The sequence below is a fragment of the Paenibacillus sp. YIM B09110 genome (assembly GCF_037167145.1).
GTDB lineage: Bacteria > Bacillota > Bacilli > Paenibacillales > Paenibacillaceae > Pristimantibacillus.
Genome location: NZ_JBANSP010000025.1, coordinates 20,781 through 36,526 on the forward strand (window position 1 = coordinate 20,781; position 15,746 = coordinate 36,526).

Annotated in this window: 12 protein-coding genes; 3 read left to right on the top strand and 9 right to left on the bottom strand. The window is 52.2% G+C overall.

Translation table 11 applies throughout. The annotated features are described in order from the left end of the window. Position 1 precedes the first annotated feature (1 nt). The 6 genes from V8F51_RS25730 to V8F51_RS25755 form a co-directional block, all read right to left on the bottom strand. On the bottom strand, positions 2–1,543 hold the full coding sequence (locus tag V8F51_RS25730; protein ID WP_337103361.1) for an extracellular solute-binding protein: 1,542 nt from the start codon (positions 1,541–1,543) through the stop codon (positions 2–4). A 32-nt stretch (positions 1,544–1,575) separates the two neighbouring features. Continuing rightward, the gene (locus V8F51_RS25735) at positions 1,576–2,436 is read right to left on the bottom strand and encodes a carbohydrate ABC transporter permease (RefSeq protein ID WP_337103362.1); all 861 of its coding nucleotides are present in this window, start codon (positions 2,434–2,436) and stop codon (positions 1,576–1,578) included. Continuing rightward, on the bottom strand, positions 2,430–3,332 hold the full coding sequence (locus V8F51_RS25740) for an ABC transporter permease (protein WP_442956490.1): 903 nt from the start codon (positions 3,330–3,332) through the stop codon (positions 2,430–2,432). The genes V8F51_RS25735 and V8F51_RS25740 overlap by 7 nt, the downstream gene beginning before the upstream one ends. A 568-nt stretch (positions 3,333–3,900) precedes the next feature. Continuing rightward, positions 3,901–5,676: a sensor histidine kinase gene (locus V8F51_RS25745; RefSeq protein ID WP_337103364.1), complete on the bottom strand. Its 1,776-nt coding sequence runs from the start codon at positions 5,674–5,676 to the stop codon at positions 3,901–3,903. A 39-nt stretch (positions 5,677–5,715) separates the two neighbouring features. Then, the gene (locus V8F51_RS25750) at positions 5,716–7,260 is read right to left on the bottom strand and encodes a response regulator (protein WP_337103365.1); all 1,545 of its coding nucleotides are present in this window, start codon (positions 7,258–7,260) and stop codon (positions 5,716–5,718) included. Between the two features lie 65 nt (positions 7,261–7,325). Beyond that, complete coding sequence (locus V8F51_RS25755; RefSeq protein ID WP_337103366.1) at positions 7,326–9,578, bottom strand: FAD-dependent oxidoreductase; 2,253 nt, start codon at positions 9,576–9,578, stop codon at positions 7,326–7,328. A 118-nt stretch (positions 9,579–9,696) separates the two neighbouring features. Here V8F51_RS25755 and V8F51_RS25760 point away from each other — a divergent pair, with 118 nt between their 5' ends. Then, the gene (locus V8F51_RS25760) at positions 9,697–10,539 is read left to right on the top strand and encodes an AraC family transcriptional regulator (protein ID WP_337103367.1); all 843 of its coding nucleotides are present in this window, start codon (positions 9,697–9,699) and stop codon (positions 10,537–10,539) included. Here V8F51_RS25760 and V8F51_RS25765 read toward each other — a convergent pair. Together V8F51_RS25765 and V8F51_RS25770 are read right to left on the bottom strand one after the other, a co-directional pair. Then, positions 10,536–11,942, bottom strand: coding sequence for a HAMP domain-containing sensor histidine kinase (locus V8F51_RS25765; RefSeq protein WP_337103368.1), 1,407 nt, complete (start codon positions 11,940–11,942; stop codon positions 10,536–10,538). The genes V8F51_RS25760 and V8F51_RS25765 overlap by 4 nt on opposite strands. Further along, positions 11,927–12,610 carry a response regulator transcription factor gene (locus tag V8F51_RS25770; RefSeq protein WP_337103405.1) on the bottom strand — a complete coding sequence of 228 codons (684 nt, stop codon included), beginning with the start codon at positions 12,608–12,610 and terminating at the stop codon, positions 11,927–11,929. Before V8F51_RS25770 ends, V8F51_RS25765 begins: the two co-directional genes overlap by 16 nt. A gap of 172 nt (positions 12,611–12,782) precedes the next feature. Between V8F51_RS25770 and V8F51_RS25775 the strand changes: the two genes are divergently transcribed. Together V8F51_RS25775 and V8F51_RS25780 are read left to right on the top strand one after the other, a co-directional pair. Beyond that, entirely contained in the window at positions 12,783–13,511 is a 729-nt protein-coding gene (locus V8F51_RS25775; RefSeq protein WP_337103369.1) for a YceI family protein, read from the top strand. 127 nt (positions 13,512–13,638) lie between these two features. After that, positions 13,639–14,163, top strand: a complete 525-nt coding sequence (locus tag V8F51_RS25780) for a hypothetical protein (protein WP_337103370.1) — start codon at positions 13,639–13,641, stop codon at positions 14,161–14,163. Between the two features lie 54 nt (positions 14,164–14,217). Here V8F51_RS25780 and V8F51_RS25785 read toward each other — a convergent pair whose 3' ends face one another. After that, positions 14,218–15,723 (bottom strand): MDR family MFS transporter, encoded by a 1,506-nt coding sequence (locus tag V8F51_RS25785; protein ID WP_337103406.1) that lies wholly within the window; start codon positions 15,721–15,723, stop codon positions 14,218–14,220. Positions 15,724–15,746 lie beyond the last annotated feature (23 nt).

Genomic DNA, 15,746 nt, shown 5'->3' on the forward strand with positions numbered 1-15,746 from the left:
TTTAGTTCCCGTAACCGAGTGCCTTAAGCTGCTCCATGGCGCTGTCCGCTAACGCTTTGTAGTTCATGGATGTTTCCAGCGTCTTGATAAAATCATCGTATTCGGTCAATGGTCGTTTATCGTAAATAAACTTCGCGATCTCTTCTTCCATATAACGGTCCGCATCGGCCGGGTTATACCCCTCCGGATTGTCGATGAATCCGTTCAACGCTTCGATGCGAGGCTGATCGTTCGCGAACTCGATTGCAGCCGATTGCGCGGCGAACTTCGCCTGCAAATATTCCATTTCCGGTCTGCCGGTGAATTGGTACAGCCAGGAATGGCCGACCTCGCCCGCTTTGTCCGTCATCTTCGGCTTTCCGTCCACCAGTGTGAAATGCGTATCCTTCACCCCGAACTGCACGAGCAGCGAGCCCCCGTCCGGATTCGAAATATAGTTGAGCATATCGAGCACCCGCTGAAGCTTCTCCGGATCCTTCTCGAGCGCTTTCGGAATTGCGTAACGGCCAGGCGCCGCGCCGATGTCCCATGAACCGTCGAATTGTCCGCCAGTACCCGACGGAGCGGCGATTTGCAGCCATTCCGCATTCGGATTAACGGTTTTGATCTGTTCCACGAACTGCTCCTTCGTCATGTTCGGCCAGTCGAGATAGACGATGCCCGCTTGCCCCTTGATCGCCTTCTCTTGATGTTGCAAGCCGCTGTTCGCAAGCAGCTCAGGATCGACGGAGCCAGACGCAATCATGTTCTTAATAAAGGCCAAAGCATCCTTCATTGCCGGCTCATGCAGCGAATTAACGACATTGCCGTCCTTCTCGTAGAAGTTGCCCGGCATGCCGACGCCGAATGCGCCGAAGACGGTCGAGAAAGCGAACAGCTTGCTTCCCGTTAGTCCGAAGGTGTCCGGTTTGCCGTTTCCGTCCGGATCGTTTTTCGTGAACGCTTCCGCAACGGAGGCCAATTGCTCCACGGTCGTCGGCACTTCCAGCTTCAGCTTGTCGAGCCAATCCTTGCGGATCCATAAGGTGTTATAAGGGATTTGAGGAGATTTGGAGATGCCGTAAACTTTCCCGTCGACCATCCCCTTCTTAACGCTGTCCTCACCGATAAATGCCACCGTTTGTTCCAATTTATCCATGTAAGGCGTCAGATCGAGCAGCAGCCCTTGCTTGGAGAATTGAATGAGCTGCTGGCGGCTAACCATGAACAGATCGGGAAAGTTGCCCGACGACATCCGAACGTTTAATTGATTGTTATAATCGTCCGCTGCGGGATACACCGTCAGATTCAGGTCGATATTCAGCGCCTTATCCAATGCCTGCTTAATCATGTCTTTATCCGGAGACGGCAAATTGTTCCCCGTCTCGATAATGTCGAGCTTAACCGGCTTGCTGCTCGGCTGCTCCGTCGCTTCCGCTCCAGGCTTGGCGGTAGCCCCCGAATTATTTCCCGGATTATCGCTGCTGCCGTTCCCTCCCGAACAAGCCGTAAGCATGGCTCCCGCTAATGAAACGGCTACTAGCAAAGTCCCTAATTTCTTCATGATCATAACCCCTCTCTGAATAGTTTCATCGGTCAACCTTTTATCGAACCAAGCAGCATCCCTTTTGTAAAATGCTTCTGAAGAAACGGGTAGATCACGATGACCGGCAAGCTCGCAATCATGACGGATGCCATCTGCATCGTCTGCGTCGGCATCATATTTTCCGCGTTCTCCAGCGGCTGCTGACTTTGCATCAGAATTTCGCGGACGACGACCTGCAGCGGATACAGCGTGCGATCGGTCACATAAAAAATCGCTTGAAAAAACTCGTTCCAGTGGCCGACCAAATAAAACAATCCAACCGTCAGCAAGACGGGAACGGAAAGCGGCGTTACGATTTGCAGCAGGATGCGGAACTCCTTGGCGCCATCCATTCGGGCCGACTCGAACAGTTCCTCCGGCAGCCCTTCAAAAAAGCTTTTCATAATAAGAACGTTGAAGCTCCACACCGCATTTGGCAAAATCATCGCCCAGATGGAATCGAGCAGCCCCATCGACTTCACGACCAGATAGGTGGGAATAAGTCCCCCGCTGAACAATAACGTGAATACGATCATGAGCAGAAAAAAGTTTCTTCCCGGCAAGTTCCGGCGGCTGAGCGGGTACGCCATCAGCCCCGTCAAGACGAGATTGACCGCCGTTCCGATGACCGTAATGAGGACGGTTATTTGGAATGCCTTCGGAATGTTGGACTCCGTTAGCAGAGTGCGATATGCGGAAAACGTAATTTCCTTCGGGAACAATATGAATCCGCCGTTGCGAAGCACTTCCCCGAAAGGCGTAATGGATACCGATACGACATACAGGATCGGCAGAATGGCGGCAAGTCCGCACAGTCCGAGAATAACGTATATGATCGTGTTGAAAATTTTATCGTCGAGGCTTCTTACCATATGCCCTCCCCCCATTTCTTCGCCACGCGGTTAGCGCCCAGTACGAGGATGAGCCCGATGACCGATTTGAACAATCCGACTGCCGATGCCAAGCTGAAATTAAGCTGCTGCAGACCGGTTCGATAAACCCATGTATCGATAATGTCAGCGACCGGGTACACCTGTATATTGTACAGGATGTAGATCTGGTCGAAGCCGGCGTCAAGCAGATGGCCGAGCTTCAGAACGAACAGCAGGACGATGATGCTTCTAATGCCCGGCAGCGTAATATGCCAGATCATGCGCAGCCGGCTCGCGCCGTCCACCTTCGCCGCTTCGTAGAGGGTGGGATCGATGCCGGCCATTGCGGCTAAGTAGATAATCGCACCCCAGCCGAGATTTTGCCATACCTCCGAGCCGACCAGTATGCTGCGGAAATACTCCGTCGAGGTCAGGAACGGAATCGAGGTTCCGCCCGCCTCCACGATCCAACGGTTTATGAGGCCTCCGTTCTGGGAGAAGAGCGTCAGAAGAATGCCGAAAATGATGACCCAAGACAAGAAGTGCGGCATGTAGGTCAGAGTCTGTACGATCGACTTCAACCAGCGAACGCGGCATTCGTTCAGCAGCACGGCCAGAACGATCGGAGGAAGCGTCCCCCATACCAGCTTGTAGAGGCTGATCAATAGCGTATTGGTCAACAGCTGACTGAAATAAGGCGACTCGTAAAAGCTCTGAAAATGCTTATACCACGGATCGACCCACGAGCTGCCCGTTATGCCGTCCAGGATGGCAAAATCCTTGAAGGCGATAATGACGCCGTACATCGGGAAGTACCGAAATATAACGAAATAAATAATGCCGGGCAGAAGCATGACGTAAAAGGCTTTAAAGCGCCATGCCAATCTTGCAATCATGAGCAGCTTGGTCCGCGGAGATGGCCGTATCCGAGGGGCTGGCGTTAGGCTATGATTGGCTTCCATCGTATCCCTCCTAGTGTGAATGCGCTTCCAATAAGGTAAGTATAAAGGGCGCGGCGTTTCCCCGATATGCACAAAAACGTAAAAAATGTACGCATTTCAGGCGCTCGGCCGGCTCATTTAGAGGTGTGCTAAACTTTTGAATGGATTCCATACAATCAAAAGGCTAGGTGTTCAAGATAACTGCGACTAACCAATAGTTGTACGATTTATCATATAAACCAAGCAACGGATAGGCTAAATCAAGGCATTTGATCGAAAATTCACACAAAATCATCGGCCGTGCGGATGGATTATTCACTTTTGTACGATATATCGTATAAGTTTTACTAATCCCATCTTGTTTAACTGGTCTTGTGTGAAAAACCGTATAAATTGACTAATTAGTAATCCGTTAATGGAATACAGGCAACGATCAACAGATGAGACAAAAGGAGATGCACGGATAGCCGAGGGCTATACGTGCATCTCCTTTTATGTTCCCAAATCCGCAATCGATTCTCATTTACCAAATGCCCAATTGCTCGTCGCTTTCCGTCAGGACGGGCATATCGACGCGGACGACGGTGCCTGTCCCCTCCGCGCTTCCGATCCGCAAGCCGTACGTCTCGCCGTGATGGATCCGAATCCGCTCATGCACGTTCCGCAATCCAATGCCCGTAAATCGGTACACCGAGCGCCGCCCTCCGTCCTGATCCTGCAGCAGACTGCCCCGCTTCTCCCGCGCAATGCCTATCCCGTTATCGCGAACATATAACCTTAGAATTCCGTTCTCAAGTCCGCCTTTGACGACGATAAGACCGCCATGATTAGGCGTTAATCCGTGAAACAACGCGTTTTCCACGAGCGGCTGCAGCGTAAGCTTAAGAATGCGGTACTGCAGAAGGTCAGGATTGATATCAATCCTGAACTGATATTGATCCCCATAGCGCACCTGCTGGATATGCATGTACATGCGCAGCCCTTCCAGCTCTTCCGCAAGCGTTACGTATTCCGATTGCTTGTCAAAGCTGAAGCTTAACAGCTTGACCAGCGAACGGATCGTGTCGCGCACCTCGTCGATGCGCTGCTGCTTGGCCAAACTGCTAATGCAGGCAAGCGTGTTATACAGAAAATGGGGCGCAATCTGGCTTCGCAGCATCTTCAGCTCGTATTCCTTCTTCTGCTCCTCCGCCGACTTCGTCTTCTGGAGCAAACTTTGAATTCGCTCAAGCATGGCATTGTAGCTTTGCGTAAGCCTGCCGATTTCGTCCCTTCTCGTGACAGGCAGCTTCGCCACGACCTGAAGATCGTTAAGTCGGTCCATCTTCTCGACGAATCGGCGGATCGGATGCGTGAACGACCGGCTGAGCAGATACGCGCTTAGCAGCAGCATAATGATCCATACGATACTTGCGGTCCGGTAGTTGTTGTTCAGCTTCTGCAGGTCCTGATAGAAATAATCCTCTTCAATGAACGCCGCAAGCGTCCAGCCTAGACGGTTTTTGGTCGACTTCACGGCAACGAGCGGATTCAAGGAATCCCCCTCTATGCCGCTGACGCCTACTTTGAGACCAACGAGTTGCCCGCGAAAGCTCTCCTCGAGCGTCGGCGGATAGGAAGCCGTTTGGAAGGGAAGCAGCTTATCCCGGGAATCAAGCCGGTTGATGACGCTGCCTTCCTTCGTGAACAAAATATAAGATTGATAGATCATAGGCGCAATGCGCTCCGTGAGCAAATCAAGATTAAGCTCGGCGACCACAACGCCCTTCACCTTATTGGTGGCATCGGCAATCGGCAGCACGTAAGCAAGCGTACGGCCCGACATCGGCGAATCGTAAGGCTCGCTCACGTTAATGGCCCCATAGTTCATGAGAGCCAGCTCATAAAGCTGGCTCAGCCTAGGATTGCCCATGATGTCGTAAACGACCTGCGAGCTTGCGAACACTTGCCCATCGGCTCGAATCATGTACAGCGTTCTGGCAATCGAGTTGTTAATGCCCGCGAATTTGCGAAGCGTCTCGACCGCCGCATCCTCGTTCCCGTCCTCCAGCAAATCGGCGCGGGTCGAGAGCAGCAGCAGCATATTTTCCACATTGTCCAGGCTTGCATCGATATACTGATTCGTCCGGCTAACGAGCAGCTCGGCATCGCGAATGACCTGATTCTGAAGCAGGCTCTCCGCCTCGTGGAGGTTGCGCCATGCAAGCACTTGAACGAGCAGCAGCGTCACGATGAACAAATAAATAAACTGCTTGGTAGCGAGACCAAGGCTGGCATACCAATGAAACAGCTTCGTCATATCCACCCTTCCTCCGCGCCCGTTCTCTCTCCCCTGATATCAGCCATTCCGTTTGTAGTCCGTCGGCGACACTCCGGTCCAATTCCGAAACGTAATGGTAAAATAGCGATAGCTCGGAATGCCGACCTCTTCCGCAACCTCGTACACTTTCTTGTTCGAATGCCTTAATAGCTCGATCGCCTTCTCCATGCGGAGACGGGTAATATACTGATTGACCGTGCTCCCCGTTTCCTCGCGAAACAGTTTGCTGATATGATGCGGGCTTAGACCTACCTGCTCCGCAATTACGGGCAGCGAGATCGGCTCCCCTAGATGGTCTTTAATCCATTGCACGGCCGAACGAATCTCATAGCGCGAACGCGATTTCCCAAGCTCGGCCGTCTCCATGTCCTGTACGAGGCTGGCAATCATCTCGGTCAACGTTCCTGCATCCATCAATTGCCCAATTCGCGTTGCATTCAGCTCCGCGCCATCTTGTTGCCTGTGCCACTCAATCTGCCAATGAATGACCCGCTCCTTCAATTGGCTTGGCTTCACGCGCTCTCTGAAACACCAATCCCTGAATTCACCCTGCAAGCATTCCTTCAAGCTTTCGGCCGACCGTGACGCTTTTCTAAGCAGCTCGCCCATTCCTTTCGCTTTGTTATCCGTCATTTCCGTCAGCGGCCGTGATTGTACAGCGAACACGGTGCTTTCGCCAGGGCATCGATCGTAGAAAAGCGCATCCTTCCATTCACTGGAGACAACCAGCGCTTCCGCAAATCCTTCTTTGGATGTGACCGATTCGCTTACAAGTGCGTAAGCCGTTGCATTTCGTTCCAGCACCGTCGATTCCCGGCTTATCAGCTCTGCCAAATGCAGAACATCCGATTGCAACTCTTGGACTACTGTTTCAGAACGTTGCCCCCCTTCGATTACAATAAAATATTCCCGCTCCCGAACCGTAAGCCACGTCAGCCAGTTCGGATCCCTGCTCTCCCGCTCGGTCAGCCACTGCTGAACCGTCTCCTTCACAGGCAGATAAACTAGTGGAGGAATGTCCAGTTGAAGCCGTACTAATCGAATCGAACGATCTGCGCTAAGCGCCATCGGCTGCCAGTCGGAGCTGGACGGCTCTTGCCCGTGAAGCAGCTTGCCGAATAAGGCGGCTTGGAGCTGCCTCTGCTCCCTTCTCGCATGCCCTTGCGCCATGCGCTCCTTGAAGATCGCAGCTCTCACTTTGTCCATCGCCAGCTTAAGCTCTTCTTCCTCCATTGACACCTTCAAAATATATTCAAGCGCTCCGAGTCGGAGCGCTTCTTGTACATAATGGAAATCGCTATGACAGGTCAACAAGATGATTTGAACGCTCGGGTACCGCTTCCGTAGCTCACGAATGAGAGCAATGCCGTCCATAACGGGCATCGTAATATCCGTTATAACGACATCCGGCTCACAGTCGGCGCATAACTGCAAGGCTTCCTGGCCATTGCTCGCTTCACCGATCCATTCGGCGCCGCACGCTTCCCATGGAAAGATCCGAAGCTCTTGCCGCAGAGGAATTTCATCGTCGACGATTAATACGCCAAGCGGCTTCACAGCCATGATATCCTCTCCTTTCAAGTCTTAAATGCATATGAAATGAAAGCGCTGTCAATTACTTTTTCCCATTATAGAGCATAGACTCTTATTTCGGCAACCTCCGCGCGTACTCCTCCGTTCGTTTCCTCGATCCATAATCGAATCCTTCGCGACATGACGGAACTACTGAGCTTATGCACTTTTTTGCGCTTATGGTTGTGCTTCTCTTCAGCCACTGTGACCCATTCCTCGCCGATGAGCGCCTCTATCCGATAAGCTCGGACGAGCTCGGGAATCGTTTCGAAAGTTGTGCGATGATGGTGCAAATTGATTAAGTCTTCATTAACGTCGTCGTTAAACGTGACGTGAACCTCGGCGATCGACTGCTCTTTGGCCCACTCCAGCTGCAGCCATTCCGGCATGCCGGGGGACATCGGCTCGGACATCCACGAATGCGGACCGGCGAACGGCCTATTATACCCGTCAGTCACCGCTGCGGCAGCGTATGCTTCCGTATTCGGCGTAACTTGAAGACATAGTGGCCGACGGTTCCAAAGGCGCATGCTCCACTGCACGACCGGCTGATCCGGCTGACGATCCTCCAGAAGCGTAGAGACGATCGGTGTCGGTCCCTTCTCAAAGCAAAGCACGCCGGTCATCGGACGATCCGATCCGTGGACCGCAATCGATTCGTTCGCCTTAATAATGAGAAATGCATTGCAGGCAGCATCGGGTTTCCAAGCCAGGTCCAGCTTCACCCACTGACCGTCGCCTTCGGATACGGTTACCGATGCGGAAGTCACCATTTGTTTCGGTACGTAGTTTTCACCTTTCCCCGTATGCCACAGTTCCGCTTCAAGGGTAGCTGGCTTCGACGCATCGACCAGCAGCGCCACCGATTCAAGCGATGGATTTACCGGAAACAGAATACCGAGATCTTTGTCCAGCGGGTACGTATAGGACGAGTGCGTTAAATCAACTTGGGTCATCGTACTTGATGCCGTAATGCGGGCCGACTTGGCGAGATCGTAAGGATCGTCTGCCGCGATCCCGATAATCGACGCATCCTGACGCAGCATCGTCTGCTGCAGATCGTTCATATGGTCACGGTGCAGCTCACGCGGCGATATCCCCTTCTGAATGCACAGCGCGGCGCCGCTTCCGGCTGCTTCGCCGATGACGGCGCAGGTCGCCATTACTCTCGTTGTGCCGAAGGCGACGTGAGTTGCGCTGATGTCGCGGCCGGCGAACAGCAGATTGCCGACGTTGCTGGAGTATAAGCTCCGGAATGGAATATGGTAGATGCCGTCTGAAAATAAATGCTTCGAACCGCTTTCCGTCGAATACATGCCTTGCGGCGGATGAAGATCAATCGACCAGCCTCCGAAGGCGATGCGGTCGGCGAACGGATTCTGGGCGATAATATCGTTTTGGTTAAGCATATAATCGCCAGTGAAACGGCGGTACTCCCGTTTGCCGGGAATCGACCCGACCCATTCCAGCGTCATGCGATCGGCATCGAAATTGCCCGAGTTTTTGATATAATCCCATATCCCGTAAATAACCGACCAAAGCTCATCGCGTATTCGTTCGTTGTCATGCACCGTATCCAGCTCGCCGCCCCATTCGATCCACCAATAATGACAGCCTGAATCGCCGCTGCGAATGACGCGCTTCATCGGAATCGTCGTTTGGGTAATGTCCTTCGCGAAGCTCGGCGGAGTGTACTTAACCGGCCGGTCGGCCTCCTTCGTATAGAATAGGAGCGTGCTGCCAAGCGTAATATCGTCACCCGTCTCCGGTGCCCATTCCTCGTTATACTCGTCTCTAGCCTCTCGGCCGATCCGGTATTTGGCGCCTGCCAAAAATCCCGCAAGCCCATCCCCTGTACAATCGATGTACATATCGCTTTCAAACCGGATTCTTCGCTCGGAGCCCATCATCCAGCCCGTAACGGATTTAATGACGCGCTCATCTTCCGCTCCGTCCCCTTCCACCTCGTGCACGTCCGTGTTAAGAAACAAAGTAATTTTCGGCTCGGCGCGAACCGTCTCTAATACGACGAGATCCCATAAATAAGGATTGCCATCGGGATTGCGGAATTGATTCTCGACGAACATTTCGCCCATAATGCCCGTTTCTCTTGCGTAACGTTGCGTACCGTGCGCCGTAGCGCCGCATACCCACACCCTAACCTCGCTGCTGGAATTGCCCCCAAGTACGGGTCTGTTGTTCACGAGCGACACGGTTTGTCCGAGGCGCGCGGCAGCAACGGCAGCGCATACGCCAGCCAAGCCTCCGCCAATAACGGTAATGTCAGATTTTACTGATTCAAGCTTCATTCGAATCCCCCCAAGTCAAGAATTACTTTCATCTTAACCCTAGGGGGTCGTTATTTAACATGCACTGCGCTATCATATAAGCATATACTTTATTTCATTTAGGAGGCTGATTGCAGGGATGTTGATGTTTCGAAGCTCCGTCCTATTCCCAACGCTGCAGCATCATGTCTTTTGGAATCATAAAGAGAAATTTCAATACAGCGTAGACACTTACGAACATTGGGTTCTATTTGCGGTGGAGGGCGGCAGCTTTCGTTATGGGATTGGAAACAGTGAGGGGATCGCGCAGATGGGCGACGTCATATTATGCCCGCCGGGCATCGATTTTCATCGCGAAGTTATCCATGCGGCTTCCTTTCATTTCATTGGATTTTCGCTTAGCTCCCTATCGGGAGATGAGGATGCGGGGCAAGAGGAAGAGCAGAACGTCCGCTCTCGATTGGCGGCTTCCGCCTACAAGCCGGCCGTCACGCATAAGGAGCGGCTAGCCGATAATTTGAAGTATTTCAAGGGGCAGAACGAAGCCGCCGCAGAGATCGATCGGCGAAACTATTGGCAAAACCATGCGCTTAACGATATATGGCTGTTTTGTCTGCAATCAATAGCTGCCGGGTCGGTCAACGAAGATATGCAGCCTGCCGATCCGCTGATGGAACAGGCGCAGCTTTATATCCGGCAGAACGCCTTTGAAGATATGAGCTTGCTGGTGCTTGCGGACGAGCTGGGTATTAGTCCCGTTCAGCTCACCCGCCGATTCACCAGAAGCGCGGGGATGCCCCCTTCGCGTTATTTAAGTCATATTAGACTGGAGCAAGCGAAATCCTTGCTCGTCGATACAGAGCTCAATTTAGAAGAAATCGCTTTGGCATGCGGCTTCAACAATGGCTTTTACCTCAGCCGTGTGTTCACCAAGATGATGAAGATCAGCCCTTCCTCATACCGTAAAACAAACCGGGTCTAAGCCCTATATACGGAAATCGGCAGCATTAGCACGAATACGCTGCCTTCTCCGGAGCTTTCTCTAAGTGAAAGCTGCCCGCCCTGAGCTTGCGCTAGAAGTCTGCTGAACGTGAGGCCCAATCCGAGGCCTCGTACGGTATGTTTCTTGTTCTCGCCGCGGAAGAATCGCTCGAAGATGAGATCCTGCTCCGGCTGCGGGATGCCTTGGCCGTTATCGGCAACGACAATTTCGGCGAACCCATCCTCTCGCGCGCTTAGGGAGACACGAACGCTAAGCGGACGATCCGGATGACGGGATTGTACGATATTATTGAGCAAATTGACCATTATTTGTTGAATGCGCAGCGGATCGCCTATGATCCGAACCGGCTGACCTGGCAGCGACAATGAAGGCTCGGCAATGGTCTCGTCTTGATGCAGCGACCATTGGTAAATAATTTCGGGTATGAGCACGGCAGCGTCGAGCGTTTCGCGATTCAAGCGTACGAGCCCGGCTTCCAAGGCGTTATAATCTAGCAGATCGGCAACCATCCGCTCCAGTCTGCCTGTCTCTTCGAGGGCGATAGACAGGAATTCGTCGGCATCCTCGCCCTGCACCACCTTTTCCTTCACGGCATGGACGAGCCCTTTCACCGATGTAACGGGCGTCTTCAGCTCATGCGTCAAGCCGGCCAGCATGAAGTTGCGGGAATGCTCCAATTGCTTGAGGCGGCCGGCCATCTCCTTGAACGAAATAATCATTTCGTTCAGCTCTTGCTCCTTCGCATTTGCCTCCAGCTGGACGTCGTAATGGCCTAAGCTGATCTCGCGGGCCGCCGACGCAACATTGCGGATCGGACGTACGAGCTTGCGCGACAGCAAGTAAATCGTCAGCCAGCCGAGTGTTGTCAAACTAACTAGCAGAAGACCGATTGCCCACTTCAGCTCGGGAATATGGGTTAACGATTGGGTCGGCTGGAGAAGCGTCACCTGTCCGATCTTGCTTCCGTCATGTTCGATCGGCGCTATGATCGCTTTCATTCCTGGCTGCTTCGCCTTATCGAGCCTGTCGTTCAGCTTCGTCTTCAAATCTTCTTGCCTCAACGGATCGTTTGAATACAGCAGCCTGCCTTCCGTATCGGTCACTATGACGCACATGCCCGGCCCGAGCTTGAAGAAGCGCGACCTTTTGTCAATGTATTGTCCCAAGTTAGCCGGTACTTCAATCGTTCCTTCCGCCCCATTCAACCGATCGGCAATTTCCTGCGCGAGCAGCTCAACCGTCTGCAGCCGGCTGTCCAGCGTCTCTCGGTTCGTCCACCAGATTGCGGCGGCGGCAAGAAGCAGAAGTCCAACGAGCAGTATAATAAAATATCGCATCGTCCAGTAGGACAACAATGAAGCCTGTTTTACTTTTCGATCCATAATTGATACCCCGTTCCGCGCAACGTCCGAATCTCGCCTTGCTCAGACGGCCAATGGGACAACGATTGACGCAGCCGCTTGATCGACAGATCAACCGCGCGATCGCTTCCTTCATAGTCCGCGCCCCATACATATTCGATAAGCTGTTCCCTCGTATAGATCCGGTTCGGATTTTCCGCCAGAAATAGCAGTACCGCCAAATCACGCGGCATTAACATGACTTCGGCGCCGTTCAAAGAAACGGACTGCGCTAGAAAATCGATGCTTAAGCTCCCGAAACGCCTCTGTCTGCCCCCGTCCGTCCAATGCGCCGGCCTCCGCAGCACCGCTTGGACGCGGGCAACGACCTCCTCCGGAATGAAAGGCTTCGGCATATAATCATCGGCTCCGCCGTTTAGACCGTTTAACTTGTCGTCTATACCGCCTCGCGCCGTCAACATAATAACCGGGCAACTGCTTGTCTCGCGGACTTTGCGAAGCACTTCAAAGCCATCCATATGCGGCAGCATGACATCAAGCAATATAAGCGCTGGAGCTTCCGCTGCGAATAATTCCAAAGCTTGTCGCCCATCCGCGGCCAACGCAACGGCAAAGCCGGCTTTGCGCAAATAAACGGTCAGCACGCGGGCAATGGCCGGTTCATCTTCGACAACCATAATCGTTTGCACACCATACGCCCCTCTCATGATCGTTGCCCTCTATTGTAGCAACAGTCAGGTCAGGCGGCAATGCCGTCGAAACAAAGAAATCTTCCGATCATGCTCCGACATCTTCCCGACTTATTCGTCCGTTACAATGAACTTAAATAGAGGGCATCAGCCCAATAAATGGAGGGAAATCATGAAGAAAAAAGGAATCATCTGGACAAGCGTCATCGCGGCGGTCATTGTCATCGGCGTGGGAGGATACGCGCTAATGAACGACTATCTCGGCAACAATGTAGAGATCGAATCGGTCATGGCTCCATCGGCGGAAAACAATGAAAATGCTTCAGAGGAGACGGGCTCTGGCGAAGGCGTTACGGCCGGCGCCGCCGTATCGGTGGACGAGCTTAATGGTGAATGGAATATCGCTAGCGGCTCGAAGGTATATTGGTCAGTCACGACATCGAAGGAAACGGTCAATTTTGTTAACGAATCTGTAAGCGGCTCATGGACTGTAGACTTGAACGACGCGTCGAAAATGGCAGGTGAAGGCGTCCTCGAAATGACGGCGCTTGATTCCGGCAACAGCCAGCGCGACGGTCATGTTAAGGATCGCGATGACCTGCTTGCCGTTAGCCAGTACCCGGAAGCGACATTCACAGCAACGGCTATTACGCCTCAAGCAGCCGAGTTCACGGAAGGTACGGCCGTTCCGCTAACAATCGAGGGAACATTAACGGTTAAAGGTGTCGAGAAAGCCGTTACTTTTGATTCCAATGCCATGTATCAGAACGGTCAGCTTCTATTGTCCGGCACAACGAAAGTCACGTTCGCTGATTTTGGAATGACCAGCCCGCACACCGTCGTATTAGAAACGGAAAACGATCTGTCTGTTCAGCTTGAACTTATATTGGCCCAGGCATAACCCTATTCGATCGTATAGTGAAGGCAGGTCTAGTGACCTGCCTTCTCGCTTCTCTAGCATTTGGCTAGCACTTCCTACTCTAATTGTTCATATATTAATAGATATCAACAGCTAGAGGAGAATGCTCATGCCTTTAAAACCGAAAATCAAACCGCCAAACGCAAAAATCGTTCGAAAGCGTCAGACCAGCGGTAAACAAGTTCGTGCGAAGCAAGTAATCAACCCTGGTTTTACAGATCCTTATTTCACCCCCTGGCGTGACGTAGGCGATGTTTATTTATCGACGCTGCGCCCTAACGTAGGAGCACAATCCGCTTTTTATGCCGTTCAACCCGGTCGTTCCGCCTCTCTCACACAGCGCGTTACGCTGGGAAACACCGGAGCTGAAGGGAAGCATCGGTTATTTTTCAGCGTGCTTGCTGATCGCAACAATAATGGCGGTGTGCTTCAGGTTAGTTTCTTGAATACCGCCGTTAGTCGAACTTTCCCGCTAAGAACGTTGGCTACCGCCAACTATCAGACGATAATCATTGATTTTACACCTGCAAACGTAGGCAACGCTTCAAGTGTCGAGTTGCAATTCCGAGTGAATGGGGCCGGAATAGGACCATCCTTCATGTTTCTAGATACGGTAGTGATCATTCCCATATAAATTTAAAGCAAGCTCGGCAGTTTAGTTGCCGAGCTTGCTCCTAACGTACATCCATTAATGTCCAGAAGCATATTCCTCTAGCTCGGACGCCGGATCGAACTTTTCCTTGCTCATAGCTAGTGCTGCCAGAAGCGCGACGACCGCTGGGATAATAGCCCATGCGAACGTTTGAACGAGTGACGAGGACAGCGCCCCCGTAATCTGATCGAGAACTTCGGTCGGAATATGCTCCCGCGTCGCCGGAGTAAGAATTTGACTTGGATCCCCTAGATCGATGCCTTCCGGCACTTCACCGCCGCTGCTGAACTTGGCAGCCAGCTTATTCGTAAAGATATGGCTCTGGATAATACCGAATACTGTAATGCCCAGCGTCATTCCAAGCTCCCTCGTAAAGTTCAGCGTAGAGCTTGCAGAACCGCGTTGTCTTGCCGTGAAGCCATGAATCGCCGCGTTGCTCAGCACGGAGAATGATGCGCCAATGCCGAGACCGATCAAGATCATGAAGATCGTAAGGATGAAACGCGACGAATCTGGCGTAAGAGTCGTCAGAAGTACGATGCCTATGACAAGCAGCGTTAATGTCGCGATCATGATGGAGCGGTACTTAAACTTCGTAAGCAGCGAACCGCCCCCTGCGGCAGTAACGACTGAACCTAACATCATAGGGAGCAAAATATGCCCCGAATTCGTTGCCGATCCGCCTATAACGCCTTGAATGAAGATCGGAATATAGACCGAGGCGGTAATAAAAGCTGCGCCGCTGAACAAAGCCATCATATTGCTTGTTGAATAGAGACGGTTCTTGAACATGCCGAACGTAATAATCGGTTCTTGCGCACTGCGTTCGATGAAGACGAAACCAACGATAAGGACTGCAAAAGCCAAAAACAATCCGATGATCATGCCGGAGTCCCAAGCGTATTCCTTGCCGCCAAGCTCAAGCGCGAACATGAGGCAGACGATCGCGGCTACAAGCGTAAATGCGCCCATATAGTCGATTTTTTGCTTAGAATGCTCGATAGATTCCTTGTAAAACAACGTAATCAGGCCGAACGAAATAAGGCCGAGCGGCAAGTTAATGTAAAAAATCCACGACCAATTGATGTAGTCCGTAATATAAGCGCCTAGCAGCGGTCCGAAAAGGCTGGATAGGCCGAATACGGCGCCGAACAACCCGCCCATCTTGCCGCGCTTATCCGCTGGCACGACATCGAACATGATCGTGAACGCGATCGGCAATACTGCACCGCCGCCGATCCCTTGAATCGCGCGATAAATGCTAAGCTGCACGATAGACTCCGCAGTGCCGCATAAGGCAGAGCCTATCATGAACACGATGATACCGAATATGAAGAAACGCTTGCGTCCGTACATATCCGATAATTTGCCGAAGATCGGCATACCCGCCATCTCCGCTACCATATAAGCGGAAGTTACCCACATCAATTTGTCAAAACCGCCTAATTCCCCAACGATCGTTCCCATAGCCGTTGCCACGATCGTATTGTCCATCGATCCCATGAGGATGGCCAGCAGCAAACCCGCAATGATGATCCCCATATTGTTTCTTTTAACCACGTTGC